Here is a 21,812-nt window from a genome sequence, read left to right on the forward strand (position 1 = left end):
CCCGCTTCCGCGCGAGCTGCGCAGCGAAGCCGCCGAGTAGGTTCTTCCAACCCACACCCTCATCCTGAGGTGCCCGGAGATCGAAGATCGGCGGGCCTCGAAGGAGGGCTCCAGATCCCGCCCCGATCCCTGGAAGCCTCCTTCGAGGCTGCGCGATCGAGGATCGCGCAGCACCTCAGGATGAGGGGCATGGGTGGGAAGCCTGGGATCGACGTCGGCTTCGCCGACGTTCATCGGCGATCCCAACGCCCAGAAGAATCCCGAACCCGAGCGCGAACACGTGGCCGTCTACACCGAGGTATCCGACGCGGCGCTCTCCGAGTTTTTGTCCGCCTACGACATCGGCAGCCTGCTCTCTTTCAAGGGCATCGCCGAGGGCGTCGAGAATTCCAACTTCTTCCTCCACACCACCCAGGGCTCCTATATCCTGACCCTCTACGAGAAGCGGGTGCGGGCGGGCGACCTGCCGTTCTTCATCGGGCTGATGGAGCACCTCTCGGCCCGCGGCCTCGCCTGCCCGCAGCCGGTGCGGGATCGGGCCGGCACGGCGCTCGGCCAGCTCTGCGGGCGGCCGGCCGCCATCGTCAGCTTCCTGGAGGGCGTCTCGGTCAAGACACCCGGCGTCGGGCATTGCCGGGAACTGGGCCGGGCGCTGGCCGAACTCCACGCCGCCGGCGCCGATTTCGGGATGATGCGCGCAAACAGCCTCTCAGTGGAATCCTGGCGCCCGCTCTTCGCGCAGGCCGAGGCCCAGGCCGATTCGGTCGAGCCCGGGCTGGCGGAGCGGACCCGCGCCGACCTCGCGCTCCTCGAAGCCTCCTGGCCCAAAAACCTGCCGGGCGGGGTGATCCACGCGGACCTGTTCACCGACAACGTGTTCTTCATCGGCGACGCCCTCTCGGGCCTGATCGACTTCTACTTCGCCTGCACGGACGCCTTCGCGTACGACCTCGCGGTGTGCCTCAACGCCTGGTGCTTCGAGGCCGACGGCCGCTTCCACCGGGACATGGCGGCGGCGCTGATCGCCGGCTACGAGGCGGTGCGGCCGCTGGAGCCCGCGGAGGTCGCGGCGCTGCCGATCCTGTGCCGGGGCGCGGCTTTGCGCTTCATGCTGACCCGCCTGGTCGATTGGCTGAACGTACCGCCCGGCGCCCTGGTGAAGCCCAAGGACCCGCGGGAGTTCGATCGCCGGCTCACCTTCCACCGCCAGGCGCGGGACGCGCGCGATTACGGGCGGCAGGCTTGAGGATGGAATGAGCGACGACGTGACCGAGACCGCGGCCGAGCCGACGCGGGTGAAGATCTACACGGACGGCGCCTGCTCGGGGAATCCCGGCCCGGGCGGCTGGGGCGCGATCCTGATCTTCGGCGACACCCAGAAGGAACTGTCGGGCGGCGAAGCCTTCACCACCAACAACCGCATGGAGATCCTGGCGGCGATCGAGTCCCTGGAGGCGCTCAAGCGCCCCTGCCGGGTCGACCTGTTCACGGACTCGCAGTACCTGCGCCAGGGCGTCACCAGCTGGATCCACAATTGGAAGGCCCGGGGCTGGCGCACCGCCGACAAGAAGCCGGTGAAGAACGAGGACCTCTGGCGCCGGATCGACGCCGCCCGCGAGCGCCACGAGGTGGCTTGGCACTGGGTCAAGGGCCATGCCAGCGACCCGCTGAACAACCGGGTCGACGCGCTCGCCGTGGCGGCGATGCTGCCGTTCAAGCGGCGCTGAGATCAGTTTGGAGATCCCGGAACTCAGCTCGACCGGGGCGGCCATTGCAAGGCGGCGTGCAAGACCCGAAGCATCCGCACGGAGACATCATCGACGTCGTAGACGATGATGTACCTGCGGTGGACGATCAACTCCCGAGTGCCTGCGACACGTCCCGGCCGGCCGAGTGCGGGATGCTTCACCGAGCGGGCGGACGTCTCGGTGAACCGCTTATCGAACGCGATGGCAGCCGCTGGATTGTCGGCCTCAATGTAATCGTAGACGGCGTCGCGGTCCTGAAGCGCTTCAAGCGTCCAGATCAACGCCTTCATTTCGAGGCATCGAGCCGTCGCTGTGTGGTTGCCCGCCTGGCCGCGAACCGCGCTTCGACCTCTTCGGCGGCGATCACACGGCCGCTATTGGCGGACTTCAACCCGATCTGAACTTGCCGGCGAAACCACGCGTCGTGCTCGGTTTCGTCCCGCTGCTGTTGGACGTAGGCTTGCATGAAGTCACGCAACAGCTGGGCGCCGTTACGGTCGCGATCTTGTGCGACCTGAGAGAACTCGTTCTTCAGTGTCTCATCGACCTGAAAGGTGAACGTCGCTTCGCCCAAAGTCGCCGTCCCTCTGCTCGACGGGATCTCTCCAAGATAGCCGGAGGCTAGCACGACACGATCGGTCGGAAAACGGCCGGATCCGACCACATGATCGTCAGATCCGGCATGGCTCTCCGATTCTCAATCCGTCTTCCCGTCGAGGCCCAGCCAGTGGCGGCCGTCCCGGGCCAGGAGCTCGTCGGCTTCCTTCGGCCCGGTGCTGCCGGCCGGATAGGGCTTCACGTCCGCCTGCGGCCAGCCCTTGAGCAACGGATCGACCGCCGCCCAGCCGGCCTCGATGTTGTCGGCCCGCTGGAACAGGGTCGCGTCGCCGATCATGCAATCGTACAGCAGGGTCTCGTAGCCGACATTCGGCTGGTCGGCGAAGAAGTCCTTGTAGCGGAACGCCGCGCTCACCCGGCCGATCTTCATCTCCGGGCCCGGGACCTTCACGTTGAATTCGGTGCCGACCCCGTGGTCCGGGTCGATCATGATCCGCATCACCGTGGGGCCGAGATCGGCGTTGGGCGTGTCCTCGAACATCTTGAACGGGGCCGGCTTGAACAGCACGGCGATCTCGGTGCGCCGCCCGGTCATGCGCTTGCCGGTGCGGACGTAGAACGGCACCCCGGCCCAGCGCCAGTTCTCGATGTTGAGCTTCAGGGCGATGTAGGTCTCGGTGACTGAATCCTTGGCGACATGCGGCTCGTCGCGGTAGCCCGGGACGTCGCGCCCCTCCGACGTGCCGGCTTTGTACTGGCCGCGCACCGCGTCCTCCGGGGGGATCGGCCGGACGGCCTCGGCGAGCTTGGCCTTCTCCGAGCGCACCGCCTCGGCGTCGAAGGAGTTCGGCGGCTCCATGGCGACCATGCAGAGCAGCTGGAACATGTGGTTGGGCACCATGTCCCGGAGCGCCCCGGTCGGCTCGTAGAAGCCGCCGCGCTCCTCGACGCCCACGGTCTCGGCCGCGGTGATCTGGACGCTGTCAATGTATTCCCGCCGCCAGACCGGCTCCAGCAGGCCGTTGGCGAAGCGGAACGCCATGATCGACTGGACCGTCTCCTTCCCGAGGAAGTGGTCGATCCGGTAGAACTGCGTCTCGTCGCCCTGCTTCAGGATCCGGGCATTGAGCTCCCGGGCGGAGGCGAGGTCGGAGCCGAACGGTTTTTCGATCACCACCCGGCGGAAATCGCCGTTCTCCTGTTTGAGCAGCCCGGCCTGGCCGAGCCCGTCGACGATCGTGCCGAAGAACCGGGCCGCCACCGCGCAGTAGAACACCGCGCTGCCGCTGACCTTCTCCTTGACCGCCGCAAAGGTCTCGGGCTTCTCGAAATCGCCCTTTAGGTAGTGCAGCCGGTCGCGGATGAAGCCCCAGCTCTTCGGGTCGATGTGGTCGGCGTGGAATTCCGAGGTCGGGTCCTTGCTGAACGCCTCCATGGTCTTGGTGAGGCTGTCCCGCAGGGACTCGTCGGTGCCGTCCGAATGGTCGACGCCCAGGATCGAAAAACCCTCCGGCAGGAGCCCGGCTCCCGCGAGGTTGTAGAGTGAGGGCATCAGCAGGCGCTTGGTCAGGTCGCCGCCCGCCCCGAAGATCACCAGCGTGCAGGGCGGGGCCGGCTTGGTGCCGCTGGCCGCATCGTCCTTGAGGGCTATCGTCTGCTCGGCCATTCCTGGCTCCCATCCGGCTGCGGTGCAGCAAATCGGCGTGACAACCCGCCGTAGCAATGCCCGTTCCGGCTCCAGGGGGGAGCCCGGCCCGAAATCGGGATCCCAAAGGGCTCGGCCCTTTGGCGGGGCCTCGGGGCGGAGCCTCGATAAGCTACTCGTCCACGCGGACGGCCTGGCCGCCCTGGTCGATCGGCAGGGTCGGGCCCTTCAACTCGGCATCGCTCGGCAGGGAGCGCACGTCCCAGCCGCCGCCGAGCGCCCGGATCAGCGTGACCGCCGCGGTGAAGCGGTTGAGCCGGACCTGGAGGGCGTTGATCTCGTTGGAGACGAGCAGGCCCTGCGCGGTCACCACGGTGGTGAAGTTCTGCGTGCCGGCCCGGTACTCGTTCAGCGTGATCTCCACGGCCTTACGTGAGGACTCGACGGCGGCGTCCTGGGCGCCTTGTTGCAGGCCCAGGATGCGCAGGGCCGCCATCTGATTCTCGACCTCCGCCAGGGCGGCGAGCACCACCTGCCGGTAATTGGCCACCGCGGCGTCGTAGCCGGCCTCGGCCGAGCGGACGGCCGCCGTGCGGGCACCGCCGTCGAACAGGACCTCGGTTCCCGCCGCCGTCGTCGACCAGACCTGGTTGGCGGCCGAGAACAGGCCATTGCGGGTCAGCCCGGACACGCCGCCCTGGGCCGAGATCGTCACCGTGGGGAAGAAGGCCGCCACGGCCACGCCGATCCGTTCGCTCTGCCCCTGCACCAGGCGCTCGGCCTGGGCCACGTCCGGACGCCGCTCGAGCAGGTCGGACGGGATCCCGACCGGCACGGGCGGCGGGTTGCGGGCAATGCCGGCCACCGGGATCGAGACCTCCGAGGGCGGGCGCCCGATCAGGGTGGCGATGGCGTTGACGTACTGGACCCGGGTCAGCCGGATCGCGATGGCCTGGGCCTCGATGGTCTGGACCTGGGTCTGCGCGGTGATCACGTCGGAGCGGGCCGCCACCCCGGCCGCGTACTGGTTCTCGGTGATGCCGAGCGTCTTCTTGAAGTTCGCGACGTTCTCGTCGAGCACCTTCTGGAGGGCGTCGGCGTAGCGGACGGTGAGATAATCGGCGGCGATTTCGGCCTGGATGGTCAGGCGGGTCGAGGCGATCGTGGCGGCGTCGGCCTGGGCCAGCGCCGCCTCGCTCTCGATGTTCCGGCGGGTGCCGCCGAACAGGTCGAGCTCCCAGCTCGCCTGGCCGAGCAGCGAAGCACTGGTGCGCACGGTGCTGCCGCTGCCGGTCCGGGTGATGCTCGGGGCTCCGACCACCGTCGGGTACAGGGCGGCCTGGGCCGAGGCGACCAGGGCCCGCGCCTGCCGGTAATTCGCCACCGCCTGCCGGAGGGACTGGTTGTCGACATCGACAAGGCGGATCAGGCGATCGAGGGTCGGGTCCCTGAACACGCGCCACCAGTCGCCGCGCTCGACCGCGTCGTTGGGCCGGGCCTCGCGCCAGCCCTTTTTCCGCGCCACCACGACGGCCGGGCTGTCCTCGCGCTGGCCGCCTTCCTTGTAGGCGAGCGGCGTCTCCACGGAGGGGCGGGTGTAGTCGGGGCCGACCACGCAGCCCGTCAAGGCGGGGATGAGGGGGAGGAGGAGGAAGGCGCGACGCAGCCCTCGCGCGCCTCTCCCTCCCCCCTCTGCGGGGGAGGGTGGGCCGGCCGTCAGGCCGGGTCGGGAGAGGGGAGCGACGGTGCCGAAGAGGTCGCGACGGGCGACACGTCCTGAACCGTCGCGCTGCCCCTCTCGCGGGACTTCGTCCCGGCCCCCCCTGCTGCGCAGGGTACCCTCCCCCGCAGAGGGGGGAGGGAAAATTGTGCGCGCGGGTGCCGCCGGTGTTTCACGTGAAAACGGACGCATCACTCTCCGGCCGGCAGTGCCGCTGCGCCGCCGGGCCCGGCGCCGCGGCGGCGGGCGAGCACCCGGTGCCGGAGGCGGTCGAGGGTCAGGTAGACGACGGGGGTGGTGTACAGGGTCAGGAACTGGCTCACGATCAATCCGCCCACGATGGCGATGCCGAGGGGCCGGCGCAGCTCGGCCCCCTCGCCGGTGGCCAGGATCAGCGGCACGGCGCCGAGCATCGCGGCCAGCGTGGTCATCATGATCGGCCGGAAGCGCACGAGACAGGCCTCGCGGATCGCGTCCACGGGATTCGCGCCCCGGGTCCGCTCCGCATCGATCGCCACGTCGATCATCATGATCGCGTTCTTCTTCACGATGCCGATCAGCAGGAACACCGCGATCAGCGCGATGATCGTGAATTCGGTGCCGGTGACCAGCAGGGCCAGCACCGCGCCGACGCCGGCCGACGGGAGGGTCGAGAGGATCGTCAGCGGGTGCACGAAGCTCTCGTATAGGATGCCGAGCACCGCGTAGACCGCCAGGATCGCGGCCAGGATCAGGAGCGGCTGGCGCGAGGCCGAGGCCACGTAGTTCTTGGCCGCGCCGGCATACTCGCCGTGGATCGTGGCCGGCAGCCGCAGGGATGACGTCGCCCGGTCGATCGCCTCGGTGGCGTCCGACAGGCTCTTGCCCGGCGCGAGGTTGAACGAGATCGTCGTGGCGACGAACAGGCCCTGGTGGCTCACCTGCACGGGGGCGCTGCCGGGCTCGATCCGCGCGAAGGCCGAGAGCGGGATCATGGTCTCCTTGGCGGCCGAGACCGGCGCGCTCGAGGAGGCGCCGCCCTTGCTCGCCGCGATGGCGTTGGAGGAGGCGTTGCGCGCGGAATCGGACGCGATCGCGGCGGCGTTCGAGGACGCATCGGCCGTGCTGGTGGCGGCCGCCGCGGCGGCACCGGTCGACGCACCGCCGACCGCCCCCGTGGCGGTGGTGGCCCCCGTCGGGGCTGCGGCGGCGCTCCCCGGGCTGCTGGTGCCAGTGGCCGCGTTGGTGTTGACGCCGCCCGCCGCCGCCACGGTGCCGGCTACCGCGTTGGTGGTGGCCGAGCCCGGGGCGTTGCCCCCGGAGGTCGAGACGAAGATCTGCTTCAGCGTCTCGGGGGATTCCAGGTAGCGCGGGGCGATCTCCATCACGACGTGGTACTGGTTCAGGGGGTTGTAGATGGTCGAGACCTGGCGCTGCCCGAAGGCGTCGTAGAGGGTGTTGTCGATCTTGTTCGGGGTGATGCCGTAGCGGAACGCGGTGGCGCGGTCGATCACCACCCGGGTCTCCAGCCCGCCCTCTTGCTGGTCCGAGGTGACGTCCGCGAAGGTCGGATCCTTCTGCAGGGCGGTGACCAGCTTCGGGGCGGCGGCGAACAGCTCCTCGGCGGTGTCGCCCTGGAGGGTGTACTGGTACTGGGCGAAGCTCTGGCGGCCACCCATCTGCAGGTCCTGGCGCGGGAAGACGTAGAGCCGCGCGCCCGCGACTTGGGCCAGCTTCGGACGCAGCCGCGCCATCACCTCCGAGATCGGCGCCCGCTCGCCGATCGGCTTCAACCCGATGAACACGTTGGCCGAGTTGGTGCCGCGCCCGCCCGTGAATCCGACGACGCTCTCCACCGCCGGATCCGCGCCCACGATGGTGGTGGCCTGCCGGAGCTTGGCCTCCATCGACTGGAACGAGATGCGCTGGTCGGCCTGGATGCCGCCCATCATCTGCCCGGTATCCTGCTCGGGGAAGAAGCCCTTCGGCACGATGACGTAGAGGTAGACGTTGAGCCCCACCGTGGCGAGCAGGCTCAGCAGCACCATGCGCGGATGGGCCAGCGCCACGGAGAGCGTCCGGGCATAGCCGTCGAGCAGCCAGGAGAAGCTGCCTTCGAGGCCGCGGATCAAAACGTTCGGCCGGCGTCCCGCCGGGCGCCCGTGCCCCTCGGCCCGTAGCAGCCGCGCACACATCATCGGTGTCGTCGTGAGCGACAACACCAGCGAGATCAGGATCGACAGCGACAGGGTGACGGAGAATTCCTGGAAGATCCGGCCGATCAGGCCGCCCATCAGCAGGATCGGCAGGAACACCGCGATGAGCGAGAGGCTCATCGAGATCACCGTGAAGCCGACCTCCCGGGCGCCGATCAGGGCCGCCTGCAGCCGCGGCTTGCCCTCCTCGATGTGGCGCTGGACGTTCTCCAGCACCACGATGGCGTCGTCGACCACGAAGCCGGTGCCGATGATCAGGGCGGTGAGCGACAGGATGTTGAGCGAATAGCCGAGCAGGTACATCGCCGAGAAGGTGCCGATGATCGAGATCGGCACCGCCACCGCGGGGATCAGGGTCGCCCGGCCGGAGCGCAGGAAGCCGAACACCACCAGGATCACGAGGCCGACCGCCACCAGCAGCGTCTCCTCGGTGGCCGCGAGCGACGCCCGGATCGTGGCGCTGCGGTCGCCGGTGAGCTTGATGTCGATGCCGCCCGGCAGGGCCGCGGTGAGCTGCGGCAGCGCCTTCTTCACGGCGTCGATGGTCTCGACCACGTTGGCGCCGGGCTGCTTGTAGACGAACAGCAGCACCCCGGCCTTGCCGTTGACGATGCCGAGGTTGCGCTTGTCCTCGACGCCGTCGAGCACCTGGCCCACATCCGTGAGCTTCACCGCGGCGCCGTTGCGGTAGGCCACGATGATGTCGCGGTAATCCTCGGCCTTGCGGCCCTGGTCGTTGGCGTAGAGCTGGTAGCGCCGGCCCCCGGCATCGATCTCGCCCTTGGGCGAGTTGGCGTTGGCCGAGGCGAGCGCCGCCCGGATGCCCTCCAGGCCGATGCCGTAGTTGAACAGGGCGGTGGGATCGAGCTCGACCCGCACCGCCGGCAGGGACGAGCCGCCGATATCGACGTTGCCGACCCCGGGCAGCTGCGACAGCTTCTGCTGCACCACGGTGGCGGCCGAATCGTAGACCTGGCCGCGGGTCAGCGTCTCCGAGGTCAGGCCCAGGATGATGATCGGCGTGTCGGCGGGGTTGAACTTCCGATAGGTCGGATTCTGCCGGAGCGAGGCCGGCAGGTCGGCGCGCGCCGCGTTGATCGCCGCCTGCACGTCGCGGGCCGCCCCGTCGATGTCGCGGTTCAGCCCGAACAGCAGCACGATCCGGGTGGAGCCGAGCGCGTTCGTGGAGGTCATCTCGTTGACGTCCGCGATGGCACCCAGCCGCCGTTCGAGGGGCGCCGCCACGGTGGTCGCCATGGTCTCGGGCGAGCCGCCCGGCATCTGCGCCTGGACCAGGATCACCGGAAAGTCGATCTGCGGCAGCGGCGCCACCGGCAGCTTCAGGAACGCGAACAGGCCGGCGAGCAGCACGCCGATCGTGAGCAGCGTGGTCGCGACCGGCCGGCGGATGAACGGCTCGGAGATGTTCACGGCAGCGCCTCGCCGCCCGCGACATCCGGCGCCCGCCGCCCGGCGATCCGGCGTTCCAGCCGGTCGAAGGCCAGATAGATCACCGGGGTCGTGAACAGGGTCAGGATCTGGCTGACGATCAGGCCGCCGGCGATGCAGATGCCGAGCGGCTGGCGCAACTCCGAGCCGACGCCGGTGCCGAGGATCAGCGGCACCGCGGCGAACAGGGCGGCCAGCGTCGTCATCAGGATCGGACGGAAGCGCAGCAGGCAGGCCTGGAAGATCGCCTCCCGGGGATCGAGCCCGTCCTCGCGCTCGGCCTGGAGCGCGAAGTCGATCATCATGATCGCGTTCTTCTTGACGATGCCGATCAGCAGCACGATGCCGATCACCGCGATGATGTCGAGGGACAGGCCGAACAGCATCAGGCCGAGCAGCGCCCCGATGCCGGCCGACGGCAGGGTAGACAGGATCGTGATCGGGTGGATGAAGCTCTCGTAGAGCACGCCCAGCACGATGTAGACGGTGATGATCGCCGCGAGCACCAGGAACAGCTCGTTGCTGAGCGCCGACTGGAACACGAAGACCGAGCCCTGCGGCACCACCCGGAACGAGGGCGGCAGGTCGATCGCGGCCTTGGCCTGCTCGATCGCCTCGACCGCCTGCCCGAGGGCCGCCCCGGGTGCGAGGTTGAACGACACCGTGGTGGCGGGGAACTGCCCGAGATGCGAGATCAGCAGGGGCGCCCGCCGCTCGCTGATCCGCGCCACCGCGGAGAGCGGCACTTGGCCGTTGGTCGCCGTCGAGGACGGCAGGTAGATCGTCTCGAGGCTGCGCACGGTCGTGTGCAGGGTCGGGTCGGCCTCGAGGATCACCCGGTACTGGTTGGACTGGGTGAAGATCGTCGAGATGATCCGCTGGCCGAAGGCGTCGTAGAGGGCGTTGTCGATGGTCGCCGGCGTGATGCCGTAGCGGCCCGCGGTGGGCCGGTCGATGGTGACGTAGGCGGCCAGGCCTTGAGCCTGATGATCGCTCGCCACGTCGGCGACCACGGGGGATTTCGCCAGGGCCTCGGTGAAGCGCGGCACCCAGGTCTCGAAATCGTTCAGGTTCGGGGTCTCGAGGATGACCTGGTACTGAGTCGCCGAGACCGCGGTGTCGATGGTCAGGTCCTGGACCGGCTGCATGTACAGGCGCATGCCGGGCTCGGCCCGGGTCGCCGCATTGATCCGCCGGATGATCGCGCCGGCCGACTCCGTCCGCTGGTCGCGCGGCTTGAGGTTGATCAGCATCCGGCCGGAATTGAGCGTGACGTTCTGACCGTCGACCCCGATGAACGAGGACAGGCTGGCGACGTCCGGATCCTGCAGGACGAGCGCGGCCATCCGCTGCTGGCGCTCGGCCATGGCGCCGTAGGAGACGGACTGGTCGGCCTGTGTGATGCCCTGGATCACCCCGGTATCCTGCACCGGGAAGAAGCCCTTGGGGATGACCACGAACAGGTAGACGGTCAGGACCAGGGTCCCGAGGGCCACCAGCAGGGTCAGGCCCTGATGGTTCAGCACCACCTGGAGCGCGCGGCCGTAGGCGGCGATCGTGCCGTCGGTGGCGCGCCGGCCCGCGCGGGCGAACACGCCCTCGCGGCGGCGGATCTGGGCCTCGGGGGCGTGCTTGAGCAGGCGCGCGCACAGCATCGGCACCAGGGTCAGGGAGACCACCGCGGAGATCACGATGGTGGCCGCCAGCGTGATCGCGAATTCGTGGAACAGGCGCCCGACCACGTCGCCCATGAACAGCAGCGGGATCAGCACCGCGATCAGCGAGACGGTGAGCGAGATGATGGTGAAGCCGATCTCGCGCGAGCCCTTCAGGGACGCCTCCAGGGGCGAATCGCCCGCCTCGACGTGGCGGGCGATGTTCTCGATGACCACGATGGCGTCGTCGACCACGAAGCCGGTGGCGATGGTCAGCGCCATCAGCGACAGGTTGTCGAGGGAGAAGCCGTAGAGGTCCATCACCGACAGGGCGCCGATCAGCGACAGGGGCACCGACAGGCTCGGGATCAGCGTCGCCGACAGGCTGCGCAGGAACAGGAAGATCACCAGCACGACCAGCGCGATCGCCAGCCCCAGCTCGAACTGCACGTCATCCACGGAGGCCCGGATCGTGGTGGTGCGGTCGGTGAGTGGCACCACCGCGACGGCGGACGGCAGGCTCGCCTGCATCTGCGGCAGCAGCGCCTTGATCTTGTCGACGGTGGCGATGACGTTGGCGCCCGGCTGGCGCTGGATGTTGAGGATGACCGCCGGCGTCCCGTCGGCCCAGGCGCCGAGCTTGGTGTTCTCCGGCCCCTCGACCACGTCGGCGACCTCCGAAAGCATCACCGGGGCGCCGTTGCGATACGCGATGATCGCCGCTTTGTAGGCCTTCGGGTCGCGGATCTGGTCGTTGGCATTGATCGCGTAGGATTGCTTCGGCCCGTCGATCGAGCCCTTGGGAGTGTTGACGTTGAGGTTGGTGATGGTGGTGCGCAGGTCGTCGATGTTCAGCCCGTAGGCGGCGAGCGCCCGGGCGTTGAACCGCACCCGCACGGCCGGCCGCTGGCCGCCCGAGATGCTGACGAGGCCGACGCCGGCCACCTGGCTGATTTTTTGGGCCAGGCGCGATTCGGCCAGGTCCCGGACCTGGGTCAGCGGCATGGTCTTGGAGGTCAGCGCCAGGGTCAGGACCGGCGTGTCGGCCGGGTTGACCTTGGCGTAGATCGGCGGCGCCGGCAGGTCCGACGGAAGCAGGTTGCCGGCGGCGTTGATCGCCGCCTGGACCTGCTGCTCGGCGATGTCCAGCGGCAGGTCCAGGTTGAACTGCAGCGTGATGACCGAAGCGCCCGCGGAGGATTGCGAGGTCATCTGGTTGAGGTTGGCGAGCTGGCCGAACTGCCGCTCCAGCGGCGCCGTGACCGAGGAGGTCATCACCTCGGGGCTCGCGCCCGGATAGAAGGTCTGGATCTGGATTGTCGGGTAGTCGACGGCCGGGAGCGCCGAGACCGGCAGGTTCAGGTACGAGACGCCGCCGACGATCAGGATCGCCAGCATCAGCAGCGTCGTGGCGACCGGACGGAGGATGAAGAGGCGGGACGGGTTCATGGCAGGCGCACCATGGCCGAGCTCACTGTGCCGACCGGCGCCCGTGCCGGCGGCCGCCCTCCGGAGCCGCCGGAGGGGCGGTCTCGGCTGCCCCGTTCGGCCCGTCAGCCGGCTTCGCACCCGGCTTGTCGTCGGCCCCCGTGACCGCGCCGGTCGCGCCCGAAGCCTGCGCCCCGTCGGTGATCCGGACTTCGGCGCCGTCCTTGAGCCGGTCGGTGCCGTCGGTGACGATCCGGTCGTCCGGCTTCAGGCCGGAGGCCACGACGGTGTTGGTCCCGTCGGTCTCACCGGTCTTGATCGGCCGGACCGTGACCTTGGCGTCCCCGTCCATCAGGTAGACGTAGGTGCCGGGGGTGCCCTGCAGCAGGCCGGAATTCGGCACCAGCGTCGCCGCCCGCACCGTGTCGACGGTGAGCTTGGCGTTCACGAACTGGTTCGGGAACAGCTCCTCGTCGGCGTTGTCGAACAGGGCCCGCAGCTTCACCGTGCCGGTGGTCGTGTCGATCTGGTTGTCGACCGTGTCGAGGGTGCCGACCGCGATCTGGTGGGCGTCGCCGCGGTCGTAGGCGCGCACGGCGAGCTTGGCGCCGGCCCGGACCTGGCGCATCACCCGGGAGACGTCGTCCTCCGGCAGGGTGAAGATCACCGAGATCGGATGGAGCTGGGTCACCACCACGATCGCCGTGGAGGCGGCCGAGATGTAGTTGCCCTGATCGACCTGCCGCAGGCCGACCCGCCCGTCCACCGGCGCGGTGATGTGGGTGTAGGCGATATTGAGCTTCTGCTGATCGACCAGCGCCTGGTCGGCCGCCACCGTGCCCTCGTTCTGCTTGACCAGGGCGGCTTGCGTGTCGACGTTCTGCTTCGAGATCGAATCCTGCCGGTTCAGCGTCTGGTAGCGCTGCAGGTCGAGCTTCGAGTTCTGCAGCAGGGCCTGGTCGCGGGCGAGCTGGCCCTGGTACTGGGCGAGCAGCGCCTCGTAGGGCCGGGAATCGATCAGGGCGAGCTCGTCGCCGGCCTTGACCGCCTGGCCCTCGCGGAACTTCACCGCCATCAGGTAGCCGCTGATCTGCGACTTCACCGTCACAGTGGCGAGCGGCGTCACGGTGCCGAGGCCCTGGAGCACCACCGGCATGTCGCCGGTGGTGACCGCGGCGATGCCCACGGCCTGCGGCATGTCCCCGCCGCCGTGCCGGCCGCCGCGGCCGCCGCCCTTGTGGGCCGTGGCCGGCTCGGCGGCCTTGTCGGTGCGCGCCTCGTACCAGCGATGGCCGATCGCCCCGGCGCCCGCCAGCAGGGCCAGGATCACGAGCCAGCGGATCGGCCGGAAGCGCCGCGTGCGGACATCGCGCGCCGGCGCCTCGCCGGGCTGGTAGGCGCGTGCCCTATCGGTGCGGATCGGTGAACTCTCGTTCATGCCTGACTAGAGCACATGCCGGACGCCTGCGCGACCGGCGGTACCCTATCCCTCGCTGTGCACGCCCCCATGGCGCATGTCCCGGCCGCCCGATGCTTCGCGGCCCGGACGGTCGCATCGGCCTAAGCGGCTATACGGGCCGGATGGCGTCGGGCCGCTGCGGCATATTCCGTCGCCGGGCAGGTGCTGGATGCCCGGCCAATGTGCCGTCACTAGGGCGCCGAGGTTTCAGCCGTGTTGCTGGGCTCCGCGGCGGACGGATCCGGTGCCGCATAGGCCTTCAGCACCGCGCGGAACGGCGCGTCCACGGGCGCGACCGGCAGGCCGAGCCGGAGGGCAAGGCCGGTTCCGGCGATCAGCAGGGCGAGGAGGAGGCAGCGTGTCGTCCGCATGGTCGCATCCCGTCAGCCGGACCCTTACCAGGCCGATCGGCCTCCTTCATGCGAAAAGGGCCACCGATCCGGAGATCGGTGACCCTTTGACGAGGACCGGAGCGGCATCTCGCTGACGGAGCGAGGGGGCAAAGCCCCGCCGGCTAGAGCGCCGCTCCGGCCGTGAGACGAACCTACGTTACGACTGATGAATGTCAACATTCGTCAGCGGCCCGATCCGCCGGGACGGCCGGGTCTGTGCGGCCGCGCACATTCCGTACGCCGCCGACCCCATGCTACATCCTGGCGATGCTCCCATCGTCTGCTGCGCCCGAAGCGGCGTCCCGCCCCGCATGAACCCGGTCTTCGCCGCCCTTCCGACCACGGTGTTCGAGACCATGTCGCGGCTCGCCCGCGCCCACGACGCGGTCAATCTCGGGCAGGGCTTTCCCGACGATCCGGGACCGGCGGACGTGCGCGAGCGCGGCGCCCGGGCGTTGCTCGAGGGCTGGAACCAGTACCCGCCGATGATGGGGCTGCCGGCCCTGCGCGAGGCCGTGGCCGCCCATTACGCCCGCCACCAGGGCCTCGCCCTCGATCCCGAGACCGAGGTGATGGTGACCTCCGGGGCCACGGAAGCCCTGGCCGGCGCCCTGTTGGCCCTGATCGAGCCCGGCGACGAGGTCGTGCTGTTCGCGCCCATGTACGACGCCTACCTACCGCTGGTGCAGCGGGCCGGCGGCGTGCCGCGGATCGTATCCCTGCAGCCGCCGTCCTTCCGGCTCGACGAGGCGGCGCTCGCCGCCGCGTTCGGCCCGCGCACCCGGGCGGTGGTGCTGAACAATCCGCTCAACCCGAGCGCGACCCTGTTCGCGGCGGACGACCTGGCACTGCTCGCCCGGTACTGCACGCGCTTCGACGTCACCGCGATCTGCGACGAGGTCTGGGAGCACGTGGTCTTCGACGGCGCCCGCCATCAGCCGCTGATGGCGCTGCCGGGGATGCGCGCGCGGACGGTCAAGATCGGCTCGGCGGGCAAGATCTTTTCGCTCACCGGCTGGAAGGTCGGCTTCGTGATGGCCGATGCCCGGCTGATGCCGGTCCTGGCCAAGGCGCACCAGTTCCTCACCTTCACCACGCCCCCCAACCTGCAGGACGCGGTGGCCTACGGCCTCGCCAAGCCGGACCCGTGGTTCGAATCCATGCGGGCGGGCTACGCCGCCTCCCGCGACCGGCTGGCCGGCGGCCTGCGCGACCTCGGCTTCCGGGTCCTGCCGGCGCAGGCGACGTGGTTCCTCAACATCGACATCGCGGGCCTCGGCTACGCCGACGACGTGGCCTTCTGCGAGGCGCTGGTCACCCGCCACGGCGTCGCGGCGATCCCGGTGAGCGCGTTCTACCCGGACGGCTCCGTGCGCAGCCTCGTGCGCCTGTGCTTCGCCAAGGCCGACGCCACCCTGGATGCGGCCCTGGAGCGGATGCAGGGCCTCGCCGGGGGTGCGGCATGATGGTCGCAGGCGCGTTCCTTGCGGGGATCCCCCGGGGGGGCCACGTCGTTGGTCGTAATGGCTCTCCGACGGATCCCCGCGATGGATTTCTCCCAGGCTTCCCGGACCGGTCCCGCCGCCGGCGCCAAGACCTTTCCCGGTGCCAAGACTTTTCCCGGCGGCGCCTCTGGGCGCCTGCCGCCGTTCCTGTCGACGGATCTCGACCGGGAAGCCAGCCTCGCCCGGCTGGAGACCCTGGCGCATTTCATGGACACGGCCTTCGTGATCCCGGGGATCAACCGGCGGGTCGGGTTCGACGCGCTGATCGGCCTCGTGCCGGTGATCGGCGACGTGGCCGGCATGGTGATCTCGTCGTTCATCGTCTACGAGGCCAAGCGCCTCGGCGCGCCGCGCTGGCTGGTGGCCCGGATGGGGCTGAACGTCGCCTTCGACGGGCTGCTCGGCGTGGTGCCGCTGGCGGGCGACCTGTTCGACGCCGCCTTCAAGGCCAACCGCCGCAACGTCCGCCTGCTGCGCCGCTGGATGGAGCGCACCGGCGGCGTCCGCCCGAACGAGATCGAGGGCACCGCGACCCGCCTCGACGCCTGATTCTGTTTCGAGCGTCGCGATCGGATGAGGCTGGTCTTGGCCTCGTGCTCGTCCCCCTCCGCGCGGGGCACGCGCTCGCCCTCCCCCCTTTGCGGGGGAGGGTGACCCCTGCGTCTGCAGGGGTCGGGAGAGGGGAACCCGGTTTCCGGAAGAGACGCAGCAGGGGTGCGCGCAGGCGCTTTCGCCTGCGCCGTCGCCCCCCTCTCCCGACCCGCTTCGCGGCCCACCCTCGGCAAAGGGGGGAGGGAGTCGTGCGTGCATTTGACCGCAGCCCGAATCCATTGGCGACGTGTGAACGTCATCGCTCCTGCGGCAGAGAGCGTCTTCCAGTTCGACAGGGGCCGCGGCCATGAACGAGATCGCGCGCCCCGGCGAGAGCGAGGTCGTCCCGATGCCGGGCGCCCAGCCGATCGTCCTGCGGCCCGATGAGGCCGTCCCGCTCCCGGCCCCGGTCTCGGATGGCCACGGCCGGCTGTCGCCGCTCGCCCGGCGCCGGCTCGACAATTTCCGCCGCAACCGCCTCGGCTATGGGTCGTTCCTGCTCTTCGCCGCGCTGTTCGTCCTCAGCCTGTTCGCCGAGTTCATCGCCAACGACCGGCCGATCGTCCTGTCCTACAAGGGCGAGTGGCTGGTCCCGGTGCTGGTCGACTACCCGGAGGAGACATTCGGCGGCTTCCTGGCGGTCACCGATTTCCGCTCGCCCGAAATCCGCAAGGAGATCGCCGAGCACGGCTGGGCGCTCTGGCCGCCGATCCGGTTCTCCTACGACACGATCAACGAGGACCTGCCCACCCCGTCGCCGTCGCCGCCGACCTGGATGCTCTCGGACGCCCAGTGCAAGCCGGTGGCCGAAAAACTCGGCGGCGCGACCTGCGCCGACATCCCGTGGCACTGGCTCGGCACCGACAACACCACCCGGGACGTACTGGCGCGGGTGATCTACGGCTTCCGCATCTCGGTGCTGTTCGGGCTGATCCTGGCCGCGGTCTCCTCGGCGATCGGGGTCGTGGCCGGCGCCGTGCAGGGCTATTTCGGCGGCTGGGTCGATCTCGCCTTCCAGCGGTTCATCGAGGTCTGGGGCGGCATCCCGACCCTCTACCTGATCATCATCATCTCGGCCTTCATCGCGCCCGGCTTCTTCGTCTTGCTCGGAATCATGCTGCTGTTCTCGTGGGTGGCCCTGGTCAGCGTCGTGCGCGCCGAGTTCCTGCGGGCACGCAACTTCGAATATGTCCGGGCCGCGCGGGCCTTGGGCCTGTCGAACCTGCGCATCATGACGGTTCATCTGTTGCCGAACGCCATGGTGGCGACGCTGACCTTCCTGCCGTTCATCCTCAACGGCTCGATCACCACCCTGACCTCCCTGGACTTCCTGGGCTTCGGCCTGCCGCCGGGCTCCCCCTCCCTCGGGGAACTGCTCGCTCAAGGCAAAGACAACCTGACGGCGCCGTGGCTCGGGCTCACCGGGTTCCTGGTCATCGCCGTGATGCTGAGCCTGCTTGTGTTTGCCGGCGAAGCAGTTCGTGACGCGTTCGATCCCCGCAAGTCCTTCGCCTGAAGCCGGATCCGGCCTTGAACCCACAGGCGATCGACGATCCTGCAAAAATATTTTGCGTTTTCACGGCAAGACCGATGAGCGGCCGGGAAAGTCGCGCCAAAACACTCCGGGGCAGCCGTTGATCTAGGGCGTAACGGTCTCTCCCGACAACGAAAACCCGGTTCCGGGCCCGCCGCAGCATTCGTTGCCCGGGCCAGGATAAAGCGCTGCGCAAGTGCCGGAATAACGGCGCCAATGCAACTTCAACCTGTAACCGTGACCGGTCGATGTAGACCTGAACTTTCAATCGATCACAGGGAATTGTATGAGTCACCTTGCTTTTTTCGGTGACTGTTTTAACTCGCAGCAAGAGGTTACCTCAACGAGCGTCAAACCCAGGGAAAGCGAGAATGTCCGAAGAAGCGCCGGCATCCCAAGTGCACTATATCGAACGGACCGTGGACGTCGTCGCGGCCTATGTCGCCAACAACTCCCTGCCCCCCACCGAATTGCCGTCGCTCATCGCGAGCATCCACGACGCGCTCAATTCGATCGCCTCCGGACCTTCCACCTCGGCTGGAGACACTGTCGATCGGCCGACCTCGGCCCAGATCCGCAAGTCGATCCGGCCCGATGGTCTGATCAGCTTCATCGACGGCAAGTCGTACAAGACGCTGAAGCGCCACCTGACCAAGCACGGCCTCGACCCGCAGGCCTACCGGGAGCGTTACGGCCTGCCGGCCGATTACCCGACGACCTCGGCGAACTATTCGGCGCAGCGCTCGGCCCTGGCCAAGAGCCTCGGCCTCGGCCAGCCCAGCCGGTCCCAGCAGGCCGACAAGGAGTCGGACGCCGAGACCGATCTGGAGCCGACTCCCGCCCCGGCTCGCGGCCGCCGCAAGACCGAGTCCGCCCCGGCCGCCAAGAGCCGCTCCAGCCGCAAGGCCGTCGAGGCCGCCTGAGGCTTCGGCCGCACCTTCCTCTGCGCCGTCAGGTGCGGAGGGAGGTGCGCGTGATCCCTTGGCCCGCCTGCTGGATCGACATTCCTATCGGCGCGAAGCACGCACCCGACACGATTGTAAAAACGCCCGCCAATCTCCGCATCGACACAATAACTCGTTAACGGAGACACTATAGCGCTGTTATAGAGCGTTATTCGAGCGTGTCCTGGTGGGTTCAAAGTCTGATATTCCGCTCGTCGCATGGGCGACCCGGTGCAGCTGGCGGCGCGCCTTCGACCTGCGCACCTGGGCGGCGCTCGGGCTTGCGCTGGTCATCACGGGCTCGGCCGCCCTGTTCATCGCCCATCTGGAGACGCGGGCGGTCGAGGACAATGAGCGCAGCCTCGGCGGCCTCGCCACGATCCTGTCGGACCAGGCCGACCGGGCCCTGCAGGCGATCGAGTTGGTCCAGGACGCCGTGCTGGCCGAGTTCCGCACGGCGGGAATCGCCACGCCCGAGCATTACGCCGACGCGGCTTCCCGGCCGGCCATGCACGCGGCCTTGCAGACCTGGATCGCGGCGCTGCCGCAGGCGAACGCCATCACGCTGATCGACCGGACCGGACGGCTGCTCAACTTCAGCCGCTACTGGCCGATTCCGACCGTCAACATCGCCGACCGGGACTACTTCAAGGCGCTCTCCGCCGACCCGGACCTGCAGCGTTACGTGGGCCGGCCGGTCGCGAACCGGGGCGACGGCGCCTGGACGATCTATATCGCCCGGAAGGTCGCGGCCCCGGACGGCACGTTCCTCGGCCTGATCCTGGGCGCGGTGGAACTCGGTTATTTCCAGGGCCTGTACGACCAGACCGCTCCGGCGGACGACGCCGTCGTGTCGCTGTTCCGCAACGACGGCATGCTGCTGGTCCGGCACCCGCAGCTCGAAGGGACGATCGGCCGGATCTTCCCCCGGGCCGGCGCATCCCTGATCACCGCACGGACCGCGCTGGGCGGCGTCACGCGCACCGTCAGCCCGATCGACGGCCAGGATCGGCTCATCGCCGCCCGTGCCCTGAAGAACTACCCGCTGGTCCTCAGCGTCAGCCGCACCGCCGAGGCCTGCCTGGCGGCGGCGCGCCAGCAGGCGGCCATCGTGGGCGCGGCGGCGATCCTGCTGGATCTCGGCCTGCTCGGGCTGGTGCTGCTCGGCCGGCGGCAGGCCCGCGCCCAGGAGCGGCTCGCCCAGTCCGAGGCCGCCCGGGCCGCGGCCGAGGCGCGCGAGCGCGGCGAGCGGGCCTTGCGCCTCCAGGATGCCCGGTTCGGCATCGCCCTCGACAACATGGTCCAGGGCCTGTGCCTGTTCGACCGGGACGGCGCCCTCATCGTCATGAATGCGCGCTACGCCGAGATGTACGCGGTTCCCGAGCCTCTGCGCCGGCCCGGGACCGCGCTGCCCGCCCTCCTCGATCACCTGGCCGACCCGCGCCACGGCCTCGGGGCCGCGGCGGCCGGCGCCCTGGTGGCGGCCTGCGAGCGCACCGCCGCGCAGGGTCACCCGGTCTCGCTGACCTGCGATTTCGCCGACGGCCGGGCGGTCGACGTGGTCCACGCCCCGATCCCCGGCGGCGGCTGGCTCTGCACCCACGAGGACGTCACCGAGCGGCGCCGGAGCGAGGCCCGGGTCGCCCACATGGCCCGGCACGACGCGCTCACCGGCCTGCCGAACCGCCTGGTCCTGAAGGAGCGCATGGACGCGGCGCTCGCCCGCTGCGACGCGCGCGCGCCGGCGACCGTGCTGTGCCTCGACCTCGACGGCTTCAAGACCGTCAACGACACCTATGGGCATCCGGCCGGTGACGCCCTGCTCTGCGCGGTGGCGGCCCGGTTCGCCGCCACCGTGGCGCCCGACGACCTCGTGGCCCGGCTCGGCGGCGACGAGTTCGCCATCGTCCTGGGGACGGCCGCCCTGCCGGCGGACGCGGCGCGCCTGGCCCGCTGCCTGGTCGCGGCGCTCGAAACGCCGGTGATCGTGAACGGCCACAGTCTCGCGATCGGCACCAGCATCGGCATCGCGAGTGCCGACGACGCGTCCGGCACCGCCGCCACACTCCTGCGGCAGGCCGATATCGCCCTGTACCAGGCCAAGGCTGCCGGGCGCGGCACCTGGCGCTTCTTCGACCCGGCCATGGATGTCGAGATCCAGCGCCGCCGGCAACTCGGGGCCGACCTGAGCCGAGCCCTGGCCGAGGGCCAGTTCACCCTGCATGTCCAGCCGATCGTCGGGGCGCACAGCCAGGCCCTGCACGGCTTCGAGGCCCTGCCGCGCTGGCACCATCCCGAGCACGGCGATGTCGGCCCGGCGGAGTTCATTCCGCTGGCCGAGGAGGTCGGGCTGACCAGGCCGCTGGGTGCCTGGATCCTCGCCGCCGCCTGCCGGGGGGCTGCCGCCTGGCCGGATTCGGTCCGGGTCGCGGTCAACCTGTCGCCCCAGTACTTTGCCGACGATGGACTCGAGGCGGACGTGCGCGCGGCCCTCGCCGACAGCGGCCTCAGCCCGGACCGGCTCGAACTCGAGATTACCGAAGCGGTCCTGCTGCAGGACAACGCCGCGAACCTGTCGCTCCTGGGCGCGCTCCGTGCCGCGGGCGTGCGGATCGCCATGGACGAGTTCGGGACCGGCTATTCGAGCCTCGGCACCCTGCACCGGTTCCCGTTCGACCGGCTCAAGATCGACCCGGGCTTCGTGCGCGGCCTCGCGCGCGACGGCGGCAGCGTCGCGATCCTGCGGGCCATGGTCTGGCTCGGGCGGGCGCTGAAGATCGATGTCCTGGCCGAGGGGGTCGAGACCCCCGAGCAGGCCCGGATCCTCCGCGAGGAAGGCTGCCACGAGCTGCAGGGCACCCTGTTCGGCCGCCCCGCGCCGGTGGCCGACCTCGCCGCGATCCTGGCCCTGACCTCGGGCAGTCTGCGCAAGACCGAGGCCGGGCAGGCCCGCGACGGCGTGGCCGCCTGAGGGAGCCCCGGTCTCTCA

The 21,812-nt window shown here is 69.6% G+C and carries 15 protein-coding genes and 1 pseudogene; 7 read left to right on the plus strand and 9 right to left on the minus strand.

The features are described 5' to 3' along the window. A pseudogene (locus tag MKL09_RS04450) lies at positions 1-234 on the minus strand (hypothetical protein); the annotation flags it as partial. Between the two features lie 46 nt (positions 235-280). Between MKL09_RS04450 and thrB the strand changes: the two are divergent. Both thrB and rnhA read left to right on the plus strand, forming a co-directional pair. Continuing rightward, positions 281-1,246 (plus strand): homoserine kinase, encoded by a 966-nt coding sequence (gene thrB / locus MKL09_RS04455; RefSeq protein ID WP_244018316.1) that lies wholly within the window; start codon positions 281-283, stop codon positions 1,244-1,246. A gap of 7 nt (positions 1,247-1,253) precedes the next feature. Further along, complete coding sequence (gene rnhA / locus MKL09_RS04460; protein WP_244018318.1) at positions 1,254-1,727, plus strand: ribonuclease HI; 474 nt, start codon at positions 1,254-1,256, stop codon at positions 1,725-1,727. A gap of 23 nt (positions 1,728-1,750) precedes the next feature. Here the strand turns inward: rnhA and MKL09_RS04465 are convergent, their stop codons facing one another. The 8 genes from MKL09_RS04465 to MKL09_RS04500 form a co-directional block, all read right to left on the minus strand. Next, positions 1,751-2,038: a type II toxin-antitoxin system RelE/ParE family toxin gene (locus tag MKL09_RS04465; protein WP_244018320.1), complete on the minus strand. Its 288-nt coding sequence runs from the start codon at positions 2,036-2,038 to the stop codon at positions 1,751-1,753. Beyond that, complete coding sequence (locus MKL09_RS04470) at positions 2,035-2,322, minus strand: CopG family ribbon-helix-helix protein (RefSeq protein ID WP_244018322.1); 288 nt, start codon at positions 2,320-2,322, stop codon at positions 2,035-2,037. Before MKL09_RS04470 ends, MKL09_RS04465 begins: the two co-directional genes overlap by 4 nt. Before the next feature lie 123 nt (positions 2,323-2,445). Beyond that, positions 2,446-3,972 (minus strand): glucose-6-phosphate dehydrogenase, encoded by a 1,527-nt coding sequence (gene zwf, locus MKL09_RS04475; RefSeq protein WP_244018324.1) that lies wholly within the window; start codon positions 3,970-3,972, stop codon positions 2,446-2,448. A gap of 151 nt (positions 3,973-4,123) precedes the next feature. Next, a complete protein-coding gene (locus MKL09_RS04480; RefSeq protein ID WP_244018508.1) occupies positions 4,124-5,617 on the minus strand; it encodes an efflux transporter outer membrane subunit in 1,494 nt (497 codons plus the stop codon). 245 nt (positions 5,618-5,862) lie between these two features. Beyond that, on the minus strand, positions 5,863-9,297 hold the full coding sequence (locus MKL09_RS04485) for an efflux RND transporter permease subunit (RefSeq protein WP_244018326.1): 3,435 nt from the start codon (positions 9,295-9,297) through the stop codon (positions 5,863-5,865). Beyond that, a complete protein-coding gene (locus tag MKL09_RS04490; protein WP_244018328.1) occupies positions 9,294-12,419 on the minus strand; it encodes an MdtB/MuxB family multidrug efflux RND transporter permease subunit in 3,126 nt (1,041 codons plus the stop codon). Before MKL09_RS04490 ends, MKL09_RS04485 begins: the two co-directional genes overlap by 4 nt. Before the next feature lie 22 nt (positions 12,420-12,441). After that, the gene (locus MKL09_RS04495; RefSeq protein WP_244018330.1) at positions 12,442-13,836 is read right to left on the minus strand and encodes an MdtA/MuxA family multidrug efflux RND transporter periplasmic adaptor subunit; all 1,395 of its coding nucleotides are present in this window, start codon (positions 13,834-13,836) and stop codon (positions 12,442-12,444) included. 212 nt (positions 13,837-14,048) lie between these two features. Then, a complete protein-coding gene (locus MKL09_RS04500) occupies positions 14,049-14,228 on the minus strand; it encodes a hypothetical protein (RefSeq protein WP_244018332.1) in 180 nt (59 codons plus the stop codon). Positions 14,229-14,560: 332 nt separating this feature from the next. On the opposite strand from MKL09_RS04500, the gene MKL09_RS04505 reads away from it, so the two are divergent. The 5 genes from MKL09_RS04505 to MKL09_RS04525 all read left to right on the plus strand — a co-directional run bounded on the left by MKL09_RS04505 (position 14,561) and on the right by MKL09_RS04525 (position 21,794). Then, on the plus strand, positions 14,561-15,715 hold the full coding sequence (locus MKL09_RS04505; RefSeq protein WP_244018510.1) for an aminotransferase: 1,155 nt from the start codon (positions 14,561-14,563) through the stop codon (positions 15,713-15,715). A gap of 81 nt (positions 15,716-15,796) precedes the next feature. Further along, positions 15,797-16,303 (plus strand): DUF4112 domain-containing protein, encoded by a 507-nt coding sequence (locus tag MKL09_RS04510; RefSeq protein ID WP_244018334.1) that lies wholly within the window; start codon positions 15,797-15,799, stop codon positions 16,301-16,303. Positions 16,304-16,652: 349 nt separating this feature from the next. Next, a complete protein-coding gene (locus MKL09_RS04515; protein WP_244018336.1) occupies positions 16,653-17,861 on the plus strand; it encodes an ABC transporter permease in 1,209 nt (402 codons plus the stop codon). A gap of 389 nt (positions 17,862-18,250) precedes the next feature. Then, on the plus strand, positions 18,251-18,802 hold the full coding sequence (locus tag MKL09_RS04520) for a MucR family transcriptional regulator (protein ID WP_244018338.1): 552 nt from the start codon (positions 18,251-18,253) through the stop codon (positions 18,800-18,802). A gap of 208 nt (positions 18,803-19,010) precedes the next feature. Further along, positions 19,011-21,794 carry an EAL domain-containing protein gene (locus MKL09_RS04525; protein ID WP_244018339.1) on the plus strand — a complete coding sequence of 928 codons (2,784 nt, stop codon included), beginning with the start codon at positions 19,011-19,013 and terminating at the stop codon, positions 21,792-21,794. Positions 21,795-21,812 lie beyond the last annotated feature (18 nt).

It is taken from the genome of Methylobacterium sp. J-048 (assembly GCF_022829515.1).
In the GTDB taxonomy this organism is placed as follows: domain Bacteria; phylum Pseudomonadota; class Alphaproteobacteria; order Rhizobiales; family Beijerinckiaceae; genus Methylobacterium.

What these genes read in the sequence shown, in the direction of transcription:
- MKL09_RS04515 (WP_244018336.1), top strand. Translation starts at nt 16,653, where the DNA reads ATGAACGAGATCGCGCGCCCCGGCGAGAGCGAGGTCGTCCCGATGCCG.
- MKL09_RS04520 (WP_244018338.1), top strand. Translation starts at nt 18,251, where the DNA reads ATGTCCGAAGAAGCGCCGGCATCCCAAGTGCACTATATCGAACGGACC.
- MKL09_RS04490 (WP_244018328.1), bottom strand. Translation starts at nt 12,419, where the DNA reads ATGAACCCGTCCCGCCTCTTCATCCTCCGTCCGGTCGCCACGACGCTG.
- MKL09_RS04465 (WP_244018320.1), bottom strand. Translation starts at nt 2,038, where the DNA reads ATGAAGGCGTTGATCTGGACGCTTGAAGCGCTTCAGGACCGCGACGCC.
- rnhA (WP_244018318.1), top strand. Translation starts at nt 1,254, where the DNA reads ATGAGCGACGACGTGACCGAGACCGCGGCCGAGCCGACGCGGGTGAAG.
- MKL09_RS04500 (WP_244018332.1), bottom strand. Translation starts at nt 14,228, where the DNA reads ATGCGGACGACACGCTGCCTCCTCCTCGCCCTGCTGATCGCCGGAACC.
- MKL09_RS04495 (WP_244018330.1), bottom strand. Translation starts at nt 13,836, where the DNA reads ATGAACGAGAGTTCACCGATCCGCACCGATAGGGCACGCGCCTACCAG.
- zwf (WP_244018324.1), bottom strand. Translation starts at nt 3,972, where the DNA reads ATGGCCGAGCAGACGATAGCCCTCAAGGACGATGCGGCCAGCGGCACC.
- MKL09_RS04505 (WP_244018510.1), top strand. Translation starts at nt 14,561, where the DNA reads ATGAACCCGGTCTTCGCCGCCCTTCCGACCACGGTGTTCGAGACCATG.
- MKL09_RS04510 (WP_244018334.1), top strand. Translation starts at nt 15,797, where the DNA reads ATGGATTTCTCCCAGGCTTCCCGGACCGGTCCCGCCGCCGGCGCCAAG.